Here is a 16,314-nt window from a genome sequence, read left to right on the forward strand (position 1 = left end):
CAGCCTGTCTACCGGACTGAGCACGACGAACAGCAATGTGAGCAGCCTGTCGACCTCGACGTCGTCGGGTCTGAGCACGGCGACCAGTGGTATCTCCAGCCTGTCTACCGGACTGAGCACGACGAACAGCAATGTGAGCAGCCTGTCGACCTCGACGTCGTCGGGTCTGAGCACAGCGACCAGTGGCATCTCCAGCCTGTCCACGGGCCTGAGCACGACGAACAGCAACCTGGACAGCCTCTCGACCTCCACGTCGAGCGGTTTGAGCACAGCGACCAGCGGCATCTCCAGCCTGTCCACGGGACTGAGCACCACGAATAGCAACGTCAGCAGTCTTTCGACCTCGACGTCCTCGGGTCTGAGCACCACGAACAGCAGCGTGAGCAGTCTGTCGACTTCCACGTCGAGCGGCCTCAGCACGGCTACCAGTGGTATCTCTAGCCTGTCCACCGGCCTGAGCACGACGAACAGCAACCTGGACAGCCTGTCGACTTCCACGTCGAGCGGCCTGAGCACTGCAACCAGTGGCATCTCCAGCCTATCTACCGGACTGAGCACCACGAACAGCAACGTCAGCAGCTTGTCGACGTCTACCTCGAGCGGTCTGAGCACAGCGACCAGTGGTATCTCCAGCCTGTCCACGGGCCTGAGCACGACGAACAGCAATGTGAGCAGCCTGTCGACGTCCACGTCGTCCGGCCTGAGCACCGCCACGAGCGGCATCTCCAGCCTGTCCACGGGCTTGAGCACCACGAACAGCAACGTGAGTAGCCTGTCGACTTCAACGTCGAGCGGTCTGAGCACGGCGACGAGCAGCATCGACAGTCTGTCGACGTCCACGTCGAGCGGTTTGAGCACGGCGACCAGCGGTATCTCCAGCCTGTCCACGGGCTTGAGCACCACGAACAGCAACGTGAGCAGCCTGTCGACTTCGACGTCGAGCGGTCTGAGCACGGCGACGAGCAGCATCGACAGTCTGTCGACGGGTCTCAGCACCGCGACCAGCGGCATCTCCAGCCTGTCCACAGGCCTGAGTACCACGAACAGCAACGTGAGCAGCCTGTCGACTTCGACGTCGAGCGGTCTGAGCACCGCCACGAGCGGCATCGACAGTCTGTCGACGGGTCTCAGCACCGCGACCAGTGGCATCTCCAGTCTGTCCACGGGCTTGAGCACCACGAACAGCAACGTGAGCAGCTTGTCGACTTCGACGTCGTCGGGTCTGAGCACGGCCACGAGCAGCATCGACAGCCTGTCGACGGGTCTCAGCACCGCGACCAGTGGCATCTCCAGCTTGTCCACGGGCTTGAGCACCACGAACAGCAACGTCAGCAGCCTGTCGACCTCGACGTCGTCGGGTCTGAGCACGGCCACGAGCGGCATCGACAGTCTGTCGACGGGTCTCAGCACCGCGACCAGTGGCATCTCCAGCCTGTCTACGGGCTTGAGCACCACGAACAGCAATGTCAGCAGCCTGTCGACCTCGACGTCGTCGGGTCTGAGCACGGCGACCAGCGGCATCTCCAGCCTGTCCACGGGACTGAGCACGACGAACAGCAATGTGAGCAGCCTGTCGACGTCCACGTCGTCGGGTCTGAGCACAGCGACCAGTGGTATCTCCAGCCTGTCCACCGGCTTGAGCACCACGAACAGCAACGTGAGCAGCCTGTCGACGTCGGCGTCGAGCGGCCTGAGCACCGCGACCAGCGGCATCTCGAGCCTCTCGACCGGCCTGAGCACGACCAACAGCACCGTCGGCAGCCTCTCGACCTCCACGTCGTCGGGCCTGAGCACCGCCACGAGCAACATCGACAGCCTGTCCACAGGCCTGAGCACCACGAACAGCAACGTGGGCAGCCTGTCGACCGGTCTGAGCTCTGCAACCAGTGGCATCTCCAGCCTGTCGACGGGCCTCAGCACGGCGACCAGCGGCATCTCGAGCCTCTCGACCGGCCTGAGCACGACCAACAGCACCGTCGGCAGCCTCTCGACCTCCACGTCGTCGGGCCTGAGCACCGCCACGAGCAACATCGACAGCCTCTCGACCGGCCTGAGCACCACGAACAGCAACGTCGACAGCCTCTCGACCTCGACCTCGTCGGGCCTGAGCACCGCCACGAGCAGCATCGACAGCCTGTCCACCGGCCTGAGCACGACGAACAGCAACGTGAGCAGCCTGTCCACCTCGTTCTCGTCCGGCCTGAGCACCGCCACCAGCGGCATCTTCAGCCTGTCGACGGGTCTGAGCACGACGAACAGCAACCTGGGCAGCCTGTCGTCCTCGACCTCGACCGGCCTGAGCACGGCCAACAGCGGCATCGGCAGCCTGTCGAGCGGCCTGAGCACCGCCACCAGCGGTATCTCCAGCCTCTCGACCGGCCTGAGCACGACCAACAGCAATGTCGGCAGCCTGTCGTCGGGCCTGAGCACGGTGGCCAGCAGCGTGGGCAGCCTGTCCACCGGCCTGAGCACGACCAACAGCAACGTCGGCAGCCTGTCGACCGGTCTGAGCACGACGAACAGCAACGTGAGCAGCCTGTCCACGGGCCTGAGCACGACGAACAGCAACGTCGACAGCCTGTCGACTGGCCTGAGCTCGACGAACAGCAACGTGAGCAGCCTGTCCTCGGGCCTGAGCACGACCAACAGCAACGTCGGCAGCCTGTCGACCGGCCTGAGCACGACGAACAGCAACGTGAGCAGCCTGTCTACCGGCCTGAGCACGACCAACAGCAACGTCAGCAGCCTGTCGACCGGCCTGAGCACCACCAACAGCAACCTGGACAGCCTGTCCACCAGCGTGGGTGGCGCGGCCAGCGGCATCACCAGCCTGTCGACCTCGACGTCGACCGGCCTGAGCACGGCGATGAGCGGCATCGGCAGCCTGAGCACGACGGTCAGCTCGATCTACAACGGGGGCACGAAGTACTTCCACGCCAACTCGACCGGCGCCGACTCCGTGGCCAGCGGCAAGGACGCCGTGGCGATCGGGCCGCGTTCCGAAGCCAGCGGCGCCAACTCCTTCGCGGCCGGCAACGGCGCGAAGGCCACGGCCGACGGCGCGGTGGCGGTGGGCTTCGGGGCGCAGGCCACGGGCACCAACGCCATCGCCATCGGCACCGGGGCGCTGGCCACGGGCTCGCAGGCGATCGGCGCGAACTCCCGTGCCGGCGGCGGCGGCGTGGCCCTGGGTGACGGTGCGGACGCCGGCGGCACGCCGCTGAGCAAGGCGCAGAACATCGCGCAGGGCACGGCCATCGGCTTCGGCGCGGTGGTCCAGCAGACCGGCGGCGTGGCACTGGGTGCGAACTCGGTGGCCTCGCGGGCGGCGGGCGTGGCGGGCTACGTGCCGGGCAGCGCGAATGCGCAGCAGGAAGCGGCCATCAAGGCCACGACCAGCACGCAGGCGGCGGTGTCGGTGGGCGATGCGGCCAACAACCAGTTCCGCCAGATCACGGGCGTGGCAGCCGGCTCGGCCGACAGCGACGCGACCAACGTGGCGCAGCTGAAGGCGGTCTCGGCGGCTGCGAAGGCCAGCAGCGTGCAGTACGCCACCAACCCCGACGGATCGGTGAACTACAACCAGATCACGCTGGGCACCGAGACTTCGGGTCCCACGCGCATCAGCAACGTGGCGCCGGGCATCCTGCCGACCGACGCGGTCAACCTGGGTCAGCTGCAGCAGGTGCAAAAGCAGGTGGGCGACGTGGCGCGCATCGCCTACTCGGGCACGGCGATGGCCTTCGCGATGTCGGGCACCTACCTGCCCACGCTGTACCCGGGCGAGAAGACGGTCGGCGTCGGCCTGGGTTCGTACCAGGGCTACAGCGCCGTGGCGCTGACCTTCAAGGCCTTGTCGGACGACGGCAAGATGTCCTGGGGCGCGGGCCTGACGACCACCGGCAAGGAGTGGGGCGTGAACGCCGGCATCGGCTGGAAGTGGAAGTAAACCGCTGAGCGAGCAAGCGCCCGGCTGACGCCCGGCCCCGGTGGCTCCCGCGCCCTGCGCGCGGGAGCCATTGTTTTTTGGTACACACTTCGCCCATGCGCATCGGTATTTCAGTCCTCTCCCACGCGGGGCAGAACATCTGGGAAAACGGAATGGGACAGAACGTCCTGTTCCTGGCCCGGCTGCTGCAACGCATCGAATTCGTCGAGTCCGTCACGCTCATCGACGCGGGCGACCAGCAGGCCATGCCGCCGCAGGTCGACCTGTCGGCGATGGGCCTCACGCTGGGCCGCGCCCGCGAGCTGACCGACGCGCTCGACGTGGTCATCGAAATGGCGGGCGCCCTCGACCTGCAGTGGCTCTCGTACTTCCGCGCCTGCGGCGGTCGCGTGGCCTTCCATGGCGTGGGGCAGCCCTTCGTGGCGCTGGCCGAGCCGATCATCTTTGCCGACCAGGGGCACTTCGGCGCCACCGACCGTTGCGACGAGATCTGGCTGCTGCCCAAGGACGCGGGCTTTGCGCCCATGATGCGCACGCTGCACCGCTGCCCGGTGCACGAGGTGCCGTACCTCTGGTCGCCGCAGTTCCTGGCGCAGCGCGTCGACGAGGTGCAGGCGCAGGGCTTCCGTTTCGGCTACCAGCCGCGCACGGCGCAGCAGCCGGGTTTCCGGGTGGCGATCTTCGAGCCCAACATCTCGGTGGTGAAGTCGTGCAGCATCCCGATGCTGATCACCGACGAGGCCTACCGCGCCAACCCGGAGCACGTCGCGGCGATGCACGTGCTCAACACGCTGCACCTGAAAGACCACCCGACGATGCTCTACCTGGCGAACTCGCTGGACATCGTGCGCCAGCACAAGGCCACCTTCCACGGGCGGCACGACTTCGCAGGCTTCATGGTGCAGCACGCCGACGCGGTGGTGTCGCACCAGTGGCAGAACGACCAGAACTACAGCTACCTCGACGCGCTGTACGGCAACTACCCGCTGGTGCACAACTCGCCCTGGCTGCGCGATGCCGGCTACTACTACCCCGACTTCGACATCGCCGTCGGCGCCGAGCAGTTGGCCGCGGCCGTGCGCGGCCATGATGCACAGCTCGACGACTACCGCGCGCGCAGCCAGCGCGTGTTCGACGCGATCGATCCGATGAACACGGCCAACATCGACGGCTACGCACAGCGGCTGCTGCACCTGGTCGGTGGCGACCCGGCGTTCCGTGCCGGCAACGCGAAGGTGGCCGCATGAGCGACGTGCAGAACCCCACCGCAGGCCCGCGCGCGGCCGCCACGCCGACCCGCCTGAAGGTCGGTGTCTCCATCTTCATCCGCAAGGGCGAGCAGAGCCTGTGGGAGAACGGCGTCTACCAGAACTGCCTGTTCCTCGTGATGCTGCTGCTGCGCTCGCCCTGCGTCGAGCGCACGGTGCTGGTGGCCGGCGGCGGCGACGGCGGCCCGGCCGACGCTACCAACTTCCTGGCCGATTCGCCGGTGCCGATCATCGACATGGCCACCGCCGCGCAGGAGCTCGACCTCATGATCGAGATGAGCGCGCAGCTCGGCCGCGAGTGGTCGGTGGCGTTCCGCGAACGCGGCGGAAAAATCGTCTCGATGCGCGTGGGCAACGACTACGTGATCGACATCGAACGCATGACCTTCAACAAGCCGCACGGCATGCTGGTCAGCGGCGCGCCCTACGACGAGGTGTGGACGTTGCCCGAGTACGAAATCTCCTGCAAGCCGTACTTCGCGAGCACCTTCCGCGCACCCACCAAGCTCATGCCGCACCTGTGGAGCCCGATGGTGGTCGAGAAGGCGATGGCGCGCGGCGCCGAGGGCAAGCGCTTCGCCTACGAGCCGGGGCGCAAGCAGTGGCGCGTGGCCATCTTCGAGCCCAACATCTGCATGGTGAAGACCAGCTTCATCCCGATGCTGGGTTGCGAGTCGGCGCACCGTGCGCAGCCGCGCCTCATCGAGAAGATGTGGGTCTACAACAGCTTCCACCTGAAGGACAAGCCGAACTTCGTCGCCTTCGCCCAGAGCCTCGATCTGGTGCGGCACGGCCTGGCGACCTTCGAAGGGCGCTTTCCGCTGTACCAGGTGCTGCCGGGCGCGATCGACGCGGTCTTTGCGCACCACTGGGAGAACGCGCAGAACTACCTCTACTACGAGGCGCTGTACGGCGGCTGGCCGCTCATCCACAACTCGCACCTGATCGGCGACTGCGGCTACCGCTACCACGGCTTCGACTGCGAAGAGGGCGGGCAGGCGCTGCGGCGCGCGTTCGCCGAGCACGACGCCAACCTGCCGGCCTACCGCGAGCGCGCCCGCGCCCTCATCGCCAAGCTCGACCCGGAAGGCGAGGAGAACGTGCGCCTCTACTCGGCGGCCATCGAGAGCCTCTACGCGTGAAGGCGACACCGATGACCGCCTTGGCCCGATTCACCGCTGCCGCTTGTGTGCTTGCGATGGCCGGCAGCGCGCTTGCGCAAGGCGTTCTGGCCCCGCCCGCGCCGCCGCAGGACACGCTCACGCGCGCCGCCGCCAGCGTGGGCGTGCAGCGCTGCCTGCCCGCCATCACGCGGCTGGCGACGCTCACCGTGCAGGGCAGCCGCGCGCACGACGTGCTGCTCGACTGGGACCGCAAGCGCCCCGACGCCGGCCCGGTGTTCTCGCTGATCGGCATCCAGTTCCCGAACGCGGGCGTGGCCGCGTCGATCACCGCCATTCCCGACGACAGCGGTGCCTGCACCGTGTCGGCCGAGCGCATCTCGGTCGCGCCCTACACCTGCGCCAGCGTGGCCGAGCAGGAACTGAAGAACTACAAGCGCACGGCGCTGCTGCCGATCTACACGGTCTACACCGACGACAAAGAGCCGACCTCGTCGGTCTCGCTGATCGATTCGCCGCCGGGCTGCCTCGTGATCCGCCGCTATGTCGAGTACGGCTGGCGCGACCCGACTGCGCCCATGCCTGCCGCCGCGCCAGCGGGGCAGGCGCCCAAGCGCCGCTGATCCAGGCCGATTCAAGGGTGCGCGAGCCCGTCTCCGACACGCGCGAACGCCCTTGACCGGCCCCGGCGCGGGCCGGTGCCGTCCAAGAATGGACGCTTGCCGCGCGCTCCGGTGCGGCGCAAGGAGACCCCATGCCACTGGCGACCCTGATCGGCCGATGGGCGATGCAGCCTTTCTCCAAGGCCCTGCCGCCGCTGGGCGACACCGAACGTGCCGCGCTCGAGGCTGGCACGGTCGGGTTCGAGGGCCAGCTCTTTGCCGGGCGCCCCGATTTCGACGCGCTGACGGCCGCCGGCCCCAACCAGCTCAGCGCACGCGAAGAAGCCTTTCTGTCGAACGAGGTGCCCGCGCTGTGCCGCATGCTCGACGACCACGCCATCGACCAGGCGCACGACCTGCCGCCCGAGGTGTGGCGCTTCCTGCGCGAGAAGCGCTTCTTCGGAATGATCATTCCCGAGGCCTTCGGCGGCCTGGGCTTCGGCCATTACGCGCATGCCTCGGTGGTGGCGCGCATCGCGAGCGTCAACGTCGCCACGGCCGTCACGGTGATGGTGCCCAACTCGCTGGGGCCGGCCGAGCTGCTGCTGCGCTACGGCACCGACGCGCAGAAAGACCACTACCTGCCGCGCCTGGCCGACGGCCGCGAGCTGCCGTGCTTCGGCCTGACCTCGCCCTATGCGGGCTCCGACGCCGCCGCCATTCCTGACCGCGGCGTGCTGGTCGAGCGCGAGTTCCAGGGCCGGCGCACGCGCGGCTTCCTGGTCGATTTCGACAAGCGCTACATCACGCTCGCGCCGGTCGCCACCGTGGTCGGGCTGGCGTTTCATGCCATTGACGAGAGCCAGCGTGAGCTGGGCATCACCTGCGCGCTGATTCCCGTGCCGCACGAGGGCATGGAGATCGGCCGGCGCCACCGCCCGATGGACAGCGCCTTCATGAACGGCCCGATCCACGGCCGGCAGGTGTTCGTGCCGATGGACTGGGTCATCGGCGGCGAGCCGCAGGTGGGGCAGGGCTGGCGCATGCTGATGGAATGCCTGGCCGCGGGCCGCGCCATCTCGCTGCCCGCGCTGGGCTCGGCCATGCAGCAGACCGCGCTGTACGTGAGCAATGCCTACGGCCAGATCCGCGAGCAGTTCGGCCTGCCGGTGGGCAAGTTCCATGCGGTGGCGGGGCTGGTCGCGCAGATGTCGGCGCAGCTGTACGCGACCGATGCCGCGCGGCGCTTCACGGCGGCCGCGCTCGACAAGGGCGAGCGGCCCAGCGTGGCCAGCGCGATCCTCAAGGTGCAGCTCACCGAGGCCGGGCGCCGCGCGGTGAACCACGGCATGGACATCCTCGGCGGCAAGGGGATCATCTCGGGCCCGTCGAACCTGCTCGGCGTGGCCTACCGGCAGGCGCCGATCGCGATCACGGTGGAGGGCGCGAACATCCTCACGCGCGCGCTCATCGTGTTCGGGCAGGGCGCGGTGCGCTGCCACCCGCATGTGCTCGACGAGATGGCGGCGGTGCAGGCGAAAGATGAAGCCGCGCTCGGCCGGGCGCTCATCGCGCACGGCCGGCATGTGGCGCGCAACCTGTGGCACAGCCTGTTCGGCGCGCCGGTGCGCGGCGATCCGCCCGCGGCGCTGGCGGGCGAAGCGCGCCTCATCGCGCGCATGAGCGCCAAGTACGCGCTCACCGCCGACCTGGCCATGGGGCTGCTCGGCGGCAAGCTCAAGCGCATGGAGCTGCTGTCGGCGCGGCTGGGCGACGTGCTGGCCCACCTGTACCTGGCGAGCGCCTGCGTGTGGCGCTACCGCGTCGATGCGGCGCCCGAACTGCTGCCCTTTGCGCAGGCGGCGATCCGGCTGCAGTTGGACGAGGCCGGCAAGATCCTGCGCGACCTGTACGCCAACCTGCCGACACCGGGGCGGCGCCTGCTCGGTGCGCTGGTGCTGCGCCGCACCGCGCACCTGGCGCCGCTGCGCGACGTGCAGCTGATGGCGCTGGCCGAGCTGCTGCGCACGCGGCCGGACGTGGTCGCGCGCCTCGTGCCCGATCTGTCCGAGCCCGGCCCGGGCGGCCTGCGCGACCTGATGCAGGCGATGGCGCTCGGCGCGCGCCTGGGCGACGAGACGGCCGCACTCAACAAGGTGCTGCGCCGCACGCGCTCCCTCGACGAGGCGGCGCAATCGGCCAGCGACCCCGCGCTGGCGCTGGCCTACCTGCAGGCGGCCGACAAGGTGATCCAGGTCGACGACTTCGAGGGGCTGGCGCGCAACGCGGACGGCAGCGCCGGCCTCAGCGCGCCTGCTGCGCCGCCAGTGCCGTCAGCGCCGCTGCCGTCTGCTCGTCCGCCGGAAAGAACGACTCCACCGCGAGTTCCTGCAACGTGACGTCCACCGGCGTGCCGAAGATCGTGATGGTGCTGATGAAGCTCAGCACGCCGCTGGGCATGACCACCTGGAACGGCACGGCCACCGCCGACAGCGCGGTGTCGAGCAGCGGCGCGTCGTGGCTCACTGCGGGCGGCGGGTAGCCCTCCAGCTCGTCGTGCAGCGCCTGCAGCACGGTGTCGCCGGTGGCGGCGATCTGCTGCTGCAGCCGCTCCAGCAGGTGGGTGCGCCACTGTGCGAGGTTCGCGATGCGCGGCGCCACGCCTTCGGGGTGCAGGCTCAGGCGCAGCACGTTGATGGGCGGCTTCAGCAATTCGGCCGAGCAGCCTTCCATGAGCAGTGGCACCAGCGCGTTGTGCGCGACCAGGTTCCAGTGGCGGTCCACGGCCAGCGCGGGGAAGGGCTCGTGGCCCTTCAGCACCAGGTCGATGGCGCGGCGCGCCGAGGCCATGGCCGGGTCGTCGAGCGAGCGCTGGCGGTACATGGGCGCGAAGCCGGCGGCCACCAGCAGCGCGTTGCGCTCGCGCAGCGGCACGTCCAGGCGCTCGGCCAGGCGCAGCACCATCTCGCGGCTGGGCGCGGCGCGGCCGGTTTCCACGTAGCTCAGGTGGCGGGTCGAGACCTCGGCCTCCTGTGCCAGGTCGAGTTGGCTCAGGCGGCGGTGGGTGCGCCAGTGCCGCAGATGGGCGCCGAACGGATCGCGCGCGCCGGGCAGGCCGGCGGCGGCGGCCTTGGACGAATGGGTGCGGGGGGTGTTCATGGAGCCGCATTCTGGCGCGGCGGCGGCGCGGCGCCATGACCTCCCAGGTCATCGACGCGATCCACGCCCGGCGGAATCATCGACCCCAACGCAGCAGGACTGGCCTGCAGCGTACCCACCCAGGAGATTCACATGTCTGTTTTCGCTTCCCCCCGCTTCCTGTCGAACGTGATGTGGGCCGATGCCGCTTCGTGCGCCGCGACCGGCGCGCTGCAGGTGGCGTTCACCGACGTCCTTGCCTCCCTGACCGGCCTGCCGGCCTGGCTGCTCATGGGCACCGGCGTGTTCCTGCTGGCCTACGCAGCAGCCGCCGCCTTCATGGCCAGCCGCGCCACGCCGCCGCGCACGCTGATCGGCCTCGTGATCGTCGGCAACTTCGCCTGGGCGGTGGCCTGCGTGGCGCTGCTGGTGAGCGGCGTGTTCGCGGTCACCGCGCTCGGCATGGCCTGGGTGCTGGCGCAGGCGTTGTGCGTGGTCGTGCTGGCCGAGCTGCAATGGACCGGCCTGCGCCGCACCCGGGCCAGTGCCCACATGGCGATGGCCTGAACGCCTGACGACCGTCCGCTCCACGCCCGCCGCACCCCGTGCGGCGGGCGTTTTCGCTATGAGAACGATAGTTCCGGGAGAGCCCGACAAGGAAGACCGACTACAGCCACTGACATTGAACCTCGCTATCCTTGAGAGGCTTCCACGAACACACAGGAGTCTTCTCATGGCCAAAGCCCCGGCGCACGCGTTTGCGTCCACCCTCAAGACCTTCAAGACCGCGTCGGGCAAGTCCGGCAAGTACTGGTCGCTGAAGGAACTGGCCAAGCAGTACCCGACCGTGGAACGCCTGCCGGTGTCGATCCGCATCGTGCTGGAGTCGGTGCTGCGCAACTGCGACGGCCAGAAGGTGTCGGCCAAGCACGTCGAGGAGCTGGCCCACTGGGCGCCCAACGCCGAGCGCACCGACGAAATTCCCTTTGTCGTCACCCGCGTGGTGCTGCAGGACTTCACCGGCGTGCCGCTGCTGGCCGACCTGGCCGCCATGCGCAGCGTGGCCGCCAAGCTGAACAAGTCGCCCAAGACCATCGAGCCGCTGGTGCCCGTCGACCTGGTGGTCGACCACTCGGTGATGGTCGACTACTACGGCACGCCCAAGGCGCTCGACCTGAACATGAAGCTGGAGTTCCAGCGCAACAACGAGCGCTACCAGTTCATGAAGTGGGGCATGCAGGCCTTCGACACCTTCGGCGTCGTGCCGCCGGGCTTCGGCATCGTGCACCAGGTCAACCTCGAGTACTTTGCGCGCGGCGTCTACAAGAGCCCGGCCGACAAGAGCGACACGCCGGTGTACTACCCCGACTCGCTGGTGGGCACCGACAGCCACACCACCATGATCAACGGCATCGGCGTGGTCGGCTGGGGCGTGGGCGGCATCGAGGCCGAGGCCGCCATGCTGGGCCAGCCGGTCTACATGCTCACGCCCGACGTGGTGGGCTTCGAGCTCACCGGCAAGCTGCGCGAAGGCGTCACGGCCACCGACCTGGTGCTGTACGTCACCGCCATCCTGCGCGGTGAAAAGGTGGTGGGCAAGTTCGTCGAGTTCTTCGGCCCCGGTGCCGCATCGATCGCGGTGCCCGACCGCGCCACCATCGGCAACATGGCGCCCGAGTACGGCGCCACCATGGGCTTCTTCCCGGTCGACGAAATGACCGTGGCGTACTTCGAAGGCACGGGCCGCACCAAGGAAGAAGTGGAGCGCTTCGCCGCCTACTACAAGGCGCAGGGCCTGTTCGGCATGCCCGCCCCGGGCGACATCGACTACACCAAGATCGTCAAACTCGACCTGGGCACCGTCTCGCCCAGCCTGGCCGGCCCCAAGCGCCCGCAGGACCGCATCGACCTGGGCCACCTGTCGACCAAGTTCGCCGAGCTGTACAGCAAGCCCAACGACGCCAACGGCTTCAACCAGCCGGCCGAGAAGCTCAAGCAGCGCTACGCGCTGACGCGCGAAGGCCAGAGCGGCGACACCGAAGTGCCCCCGCCGCCGCCCGGCTCGCCGCGCCCGGTCATCGAGATGGTGGCCAACCGCTCGACCAAGGCCGCGGCCCACACCAGCGCCACGGCACCATCGGCGCCCAAGGGCGACGTCACCATCGGCAACGGCGACGTGCTCATTGCGGCCATCACCTCGTGCACCAACACCTCCAACCCGAGCGTGATGCTGGCGGCCGGCATCCTGGCCAAGAAGGCGGTGGAAGCGGGCCTGAAGGTGCAGCCGCACATCAAGACCTCGCTGGCCCCGGGCTCGCGCATCGTCACCGAATACCTGGAGAAGGCGGGCCTCTTGCCGTACCTGGAGAAGCTGGGCTTCTACCTCGCGGGCTACGGCTGCACCACCTGCATCGGCAATGCCGGCGACCTCACGCCCGAGATCAACGAAGCCATCACCAAGAACGACCTCATCGGCGCGGCCGTGCTCTCGGGCAACCGCAACTTCGAGGCGCGCATCCACCCGAACCTGAAGGCCAACTTCCTGGCCTCGCCGCCGCTGGTGGTGGCTTTTGCCATCGCGGGCAACGTGATGACCGACCTCATGACCCAGCCTGTGGGCAAGGGCAAGGGCGGCAAGGACGTGTACCTGGGCGACATCTGGCCCACGCCGAAGGAGATCGATGACAACCTGCGCTTCGCGATGAACGCCAAGTCGTTCCGCGCGAACTACGAGAAGGTCAAGAGCGATCCGGGCAAGTTCTGGACGAGCATCAAGGGCACGACCGGCCAGGTCTACGACTGGCCCACCTCGACCTACATCGCCGAGCCGCCGTTCTTCGAAGGCTTCCAGATGCAGCCGCACGCGTCGGACGCGGGCATCCAGGGCGCGCGCGTCATGGCGCTGTTCGGCGACTCGATCACCACCGACCACATCTCGCCGGCCGGCTCCATCAAGGAAAGCTCGCCCGCGGGCATCTGGCTCAAGGCGCACGGCGTGCCCAAGGCCGACTTCAACAGCTACGGCTCGCGCCGCGGCAACCACGACGTGATGGTGCGCGGCACCTTCGCCAACGTGCGCATCAAGAACCTGATGATTCCGCCGGACGCCAATGGCACGCAGGAAGAGGGCGGCGTCACGCTGTTCCAGCCGGGCGGCGAAAAGATGTTCATCTACGACGCCGCCATGAAGTACATGGCAGCGGGCACGCCGACCATCGTGTTCGGCGGCGAGGAGTACGGCACGGGCTCGTCGCGCGACTGGGCCGCCAAGGGCACGCAGCTGCTGGGCATCAAGGCCGTGGTGGCGCGCAGCTTCGAGCGCATCCACCGCGCCAACCTGGTCGGCATGGGCGTGCTGCCGCTGCAGTTCCGCGGCGCCGATTCGTGGCAGACGCTGGGCCTCACGGGCGAGGAAAAGATCGACGTCGTGATCGGCGGCGAACTCAAGCCGCAGATGGACGTGAAGCTGGTGGTGCACCGCGCCGACGGCACGCACCAGGAGGTGACGGTGCGCCTGCGCATCGACACGCCGATCGAGGTCGACTACTACAAGCACGGCGGCATCCTGCCGTTCGTGCTGCGGCAGCTGCTCGCGGCCTGATCGCTTGATCCGCGTCGGGCTCATCTCCGACACCCACGGCCTGCTGCGCCCGCAGGCCGTGGCGGCCTTGCAGGGCAGCGACTTCATCGTGCACGGCGGGGACATCGGCGACGCCGGCATCCTCGACGCCCTCGCCGCGATCGCGCCGCTGACGGTGGTGCGCGGCAACAACGACCGCGAAGCGTGGGCCGGGGCCATTCCAGAGACAGCATTCCTGAAGGTCGGCGACGTGCATGTCTACGCGATCCACGACCTTTCTCAGATCGACATCGACCCCGCCGGTGCCGGCGTGCGTGTCGTGATCTCCGGCCACTCGCACCAACCCAAGGTCGAAGAACGCGGCGGCGTGCTCTACGTCAACCCGGGCAGCGCCGGTCCGCGCCGATTCAAGCTGCCTATCGCCGTGGCCGAACTGATCGTCGACGGCGACACCGTCAGCGCGCGCATCGTCGAACTGCCCCTGTGAGCGGGGCGGGGTCGAATACCCATAATTGAGAATAAATCTTATTTGATGGGGTATCCTCGGGCCGTTCTATGAAAAATGCACCACATCGGGGCATTTTCAAAGAACGTTCTTCTGTTCCGAGATGCTCATTCCCTTTCTCATCATGCTGCGCGAAGGCATCGAAGCCGCGCTGATCGTCGGCATCGTTGCCAGTTACCTGAAACAAAGCGGTCGCAGCGTGCTGATGCCCGCGGTGTGGGTCGGCGTGCTGCTGGCCACCGCGCTGTCGCTGTTCGCCGGCGCCGGCCTGCAACTGCTGGCGGCCGAGTTTCCGCAGAAGCAGCAGGAGCTGTTCGAAGGCGTGGTGGGGCTCATCGCCGTGGTCATGCTGACCTCGATGGTGTTCTGGATGCGCAAGGCAGCCCGCTCCATCAAGGGCGAGCTGCATGCGTCGATCGACAAGGCGCTGGCGCAGCATGCCGACGGGCAGGGCTGGGCGCTGATCGGCATGGTGTTCCTGGCGGTCGCGCGCGAGGGGCTGGAGTCGGTCTTCTTCCTGCTGGCCGTGTTTCAGCAGAGCACCGGTTGGGAAGCGCCCGTGGGCGCGCTCGCGGGCATCGCCGTGTCGGTGGTGGTCGGCTGGGGCATCTACTCGGGCGGCGTGCGGCTCGACCTGCGCCGCTTCTTCCGCTTCACGGGCCTGTTCATCCTGCTGGTCGCGGCCGGGCTGCTGGCGGGTGTGCTGCGCAAGCTGCACGAGGCCGGCGTGTGGAACCAGCTGCAGACCGTGGTGTTCGACATGAGCGAAACCCTGCCGATGGACAGCCCCGTGGGCGCCGTGCTGTCGGGCCTGCTGGGCTACCAGGCCGCGCCCGTGGTGGGCGAGGTGATCGTCTACCTGGCCTTCCTGGCCGTGGCCCTGTTCTTCTTCCTGCGCCCGGCAGCTGCTGCGGCGCCGCGCACGGCCACCGCCGGCTGATCTTTCTTCCCCGATGTCTTCTTCCTCTTCTTCGTCATCGACGCTCATGCGCGTCGCCGTGGGCGCCTCGGCGCTGCTGGTGGTCGCCGGGCTCGCGGCCTTCTGGTACGCCTCGAACGAGGCGCGCAAGGCGCCGCCCAAGGCGGTCGACCATGCCGTCACCGTCACGATCCGCGGCAACGCTTGCGAGCCGAACGAGATCACCGTGCCCGCGGGGCGCACGACCTTCACCATCGTCAACCAGTCGAACCGCGCGCTGGAGTGGGAAATTCTCGACGGCGTGATGGTGGTCGAAGAGCGCGAGAACATCGCGCCCGGCTTCTCGCAGACCATGACGGTCAAGCTCTCGCCGGGCGACTTCGCCATCACCTGCGGCCTGCTGAGCAACCCGCGCGGCAAGCTGCACGTCACGCCGTCGGCGGCCTCGCTGGCCGAAGAGGCGCGGCCCTCGCTCGTCAACTACGTGGGCGCGCTGGCCGAGTACCAGGTGTTCCTGCGGCTGGAGGCCGCCACGCTTGACGACGCGGTGCGCGCGCTGGCCGATGCCGTCAAGGCCGGCGACCTGGCGCAGGCGCGCGCGCTCTACGCACCGGCCCACCAGGCCTACAAGCGCATCGAGCCGATGGCAGAGCTGTTCGCCGACCTCGACGCGCGCATCAACGCCCGCGCCGACTACTTCGAGAAGCGCGAGGCCGACCCGGGCTTCAGCGGCTTCCACCGCATCGAGTACACGCTGTACGGCCAGGGCGACCCGAAGGCGCTGGCCCCGGTCCTCGAGAAGCTGCTGGCCGACGTCGAGACGCTGCAGGCGCGCCTGCGCGAACTGAGCGTGCCGCCCGAGCGGCTTGCCAGCGCCGCCTCGAAGCTGATGCGCCGCGTGGCCGACAACCTGCCGGCCGGCGGTGAAGACCACTACGGCCATGCCGAGCTGGTGAACCTGCAGGGCAGCTACGAAGGCACGAAGAAGATCGTCGACCTGCTGCAGCCGCTGCTCGTGAAGGCCGCGCCCGCGCAGCAGAAGGCCGTCGACGAGCGCTTTGCCGCCTTCGACGCCGCACTGGCGCCGTACCGCGCCGGCGAAGGCTTCCAGCCCGCGCCGCTGGACGACGCGCAGCGCCAGGCGCTGGCCGTGCCGGTGCGTGCGCTGGCCGAGGAACTGGGCAAGGTGAACGCCGCGCTCGGTCTGGAATGAGTTGAGAGAGAACGACGAC

At 68.5% G+C, this 16,314-nt stretch carries 11 protein-coding genes; 10 read left to right on the plus strand and 1 reads right to left on the minus strand.

All coding sequences use genetic code 11. The features are described from left to right. From AC07OH_RS26205 to AC07OH_RS26225, 5 genes are all read left to right on the plus strand, one after another. Nucleotides 1-3,949, plus strand: a 3,949-nt coding sequence (locus tag AC07OH_RS26205) for a beta strand repeat-containing protein (RefSeq protein ID WP_495302660.1), incomplete at its 5' end; no start/stop codon positions are given. A 95-nt stretch (nt 3,950-4,044) separates the two neighbouring features. Further along, the gene (locus AC07OH_RS26210) at nt 4,045-5,196 is read left to right on the plus strand and encodes a DUF2827 domain-containing protein (RefSeq protein WP_492680929.1); all 1,152 of its coding nucleotides are present in this window, start codon (nt 4,045-4,047) and stop codon (nt 5,194-5,196) included. Next, entirely contained in the window at nt 5,193-6,359 is a 1,167-nt protein-coding gene (locus AC07OH_RS26215; protein ID WP_495302661.1) for a DUF2827 domain-containing protein, read from the plus strand. Before AC07OH_RS26210 ends, AC07OH_RS26215 begins: the two co-directional genes overlap by 4 nt. Nucleotides 6,360-6,370: 11 nt before the next feature. Continuing rightward, a complete protein-coding gene (locus tag AC07OH_RS26220; protein ID WP_495302662.1) occupies nt 6,371-6,961 on the plus strand; it encodes a hypothetical protein in 591 nt (196 codons plus the stop codon). Between the two features lie 131 nt (nt 6,962-7,092). After that, nucleotides 7,093-9,339, plus strand: a complete 2,247-nt coding sequence (locus AC07OH_RS26225) for an acyl-CoA dehydrogenase (RefSeq protein WP_495302663.1) — start codon at nt 7,093-7,095, stop codon at nt 9,337-9,339. Here AC07OH_RS26225 and AC07OH_RS26230 read toward each other — a convergent pair. Beyond that, a complete protein-coding gene (locus AC07OH_RS26230) occupies nt 9,245-10,099 on the minus strand; it encodes a helix-turn-helix domain-containing protein (RefSeq protein WP_062477152.1) in 855 nt (284 codons plus the stop codon). The genes AC07OH_RS26225 and AC07OH_RS26230 overlap by 95 nt on opposite strands. Before the next feature lie 132 nt (nt 10,100-10,231). Here AC07OH_RS26230 and AC07OH_RS26235 point away from each other — a divergent pair, with 132 nt between their 5' ends. The 5 genes from AC07OH_RS26235 (at nt 10,232) to efeO (ending at nt 16,295) form a co-directional block, all read left to right on the plus strand. Next, nucleotides 10,232-10,645 (plus strand): hypothetical protein, encoded by a 414-nt coding sequence (locus tag AC07OH_RS26235; RefSeq protein ID WP_495302664.1) that lies wholly within the window; start codon nt 10,232-10,234, stop codon nt 10,643-10,645. A gap of 166 nt (nt 10,646-10,811) precedes the next feature. Then, entirely contained in the window at nt 10,812-13,679 is a 2,868-nt protein-coding gene (locus AC07OH_RS26240; RefSeq protein ID WP_495302665.1) for an aconitate hydratase, read from the plus strand. Nucleotides 13,680-13,683: 4 nt separating this feature from the next. Beyond that, a complete protein-coding gene (locus AC07OH_RS26245) occupies nt 13,684-14,145 on the plus strand; it encodes a metallophosphoesterase family protein (RefSeq protein ID WP_495266680.1) in 462 nt (153 codons plus the stop codon). Between the two features lie 121 nt (nt 14,146-14,266). Continuing rightward, nucleotides 14,267-15,103 carry an iron uptake transporter permease EfeU gene (gene efeU / locus AC07OH_RS26250; RefSeq protein WP_495302666.1) on the plus strand — a complete coding sequence of 279 codons (837 nt, stop codon included), beginning with the start codon at nt 14,267-14,269 and terminating at the stop codon, nt 15,101-15,103. A 13-nt stretch (nt 15,104-15,116) separates the two neighbouring features. After that, entirely contained in the window at nt 15,117-16,295 is a 1,179-nt protein-coding gene (gene efeO, locus AC07OH_RS26255) for an iron uptake system protein EfeO (RefSeq protein ID WP_495302667.1), read from the plus strand. Nucleotides 16,296-16,314: the final 19 nt, after the last annotated feature.

The sequence above is a fragment of the Variovorax sp. GW821-FHT10C12 genome (assembly GCF_059415405.1).

Excerpts from the sequence above, each read along its gene's own strand:
- AC07OH_RS26210 (WP_492680929.1), top strand. The coding sequence starts at position 4,045 with ATGCGCATCGGTATTTCAGTCCTCTCCCACGCGGGGCAGAACATCTGG.
- AC07OH_RS26215 (WP_495302661.1), top strand. The coding sequence starts at position 5,193 with ATGAGCGACGTGCAGAACCCCACCGCAGGCCCGCGCGCGGCCGCCACG.
- AC07OH_RS26220 (WP_495302662.1), top strand. The coding sequence starts at position 6,371 with ATGACCGCCTTGGCCCGATTCACCGCTGCCGCTTGTGTGCTTGCGATG.
- AC07OH_RS26225 (WP_495302663.1), top strand. The coding sequence starts at position 7,093 with ATGCCACTGGCGACCCTGATCGGCCGATGGGCGATGCAGCCTTTCTCC.
- AC07OH_RS26230 (WP_062477152.1), bottom strand. The coding sequence starts at position 10,099 with ATGAACACCCCCCGCACCCATTCGTCCAAGGCCGCCGCCGCCGGCCTG.
- AC07OH_RS26235 (WP_495302664.1), top strand. The coding sequence starts at position 10,232 with ATGTCTGTTTTCGCTTCCCCCCGCTTCCTGTCGAACGTGATGTGGGCC.
- AC07OH_RS26240 (WP_495302665.1), top strand. The coding sequence starts at position 10,812 with ATGGCCAAAGCCCCGGCGCACGCGTTTGCGTCCACCCTCAAGACCTTC.
- efeU (WP_495302666.1), top strand. The coding sequence starts at position 14,267 with ATGCTCATTCCCTTTCTCATCATGCTGCGCGAAGGCATCGAAGCCGCG.
- efeO (WP_495302667.1), top strand. The coding sequence starts at position 15,117 with ATGTCTTCTTCCTCTTCTTCGTCATCGACGCTCATGCGCGTCGCCGTG.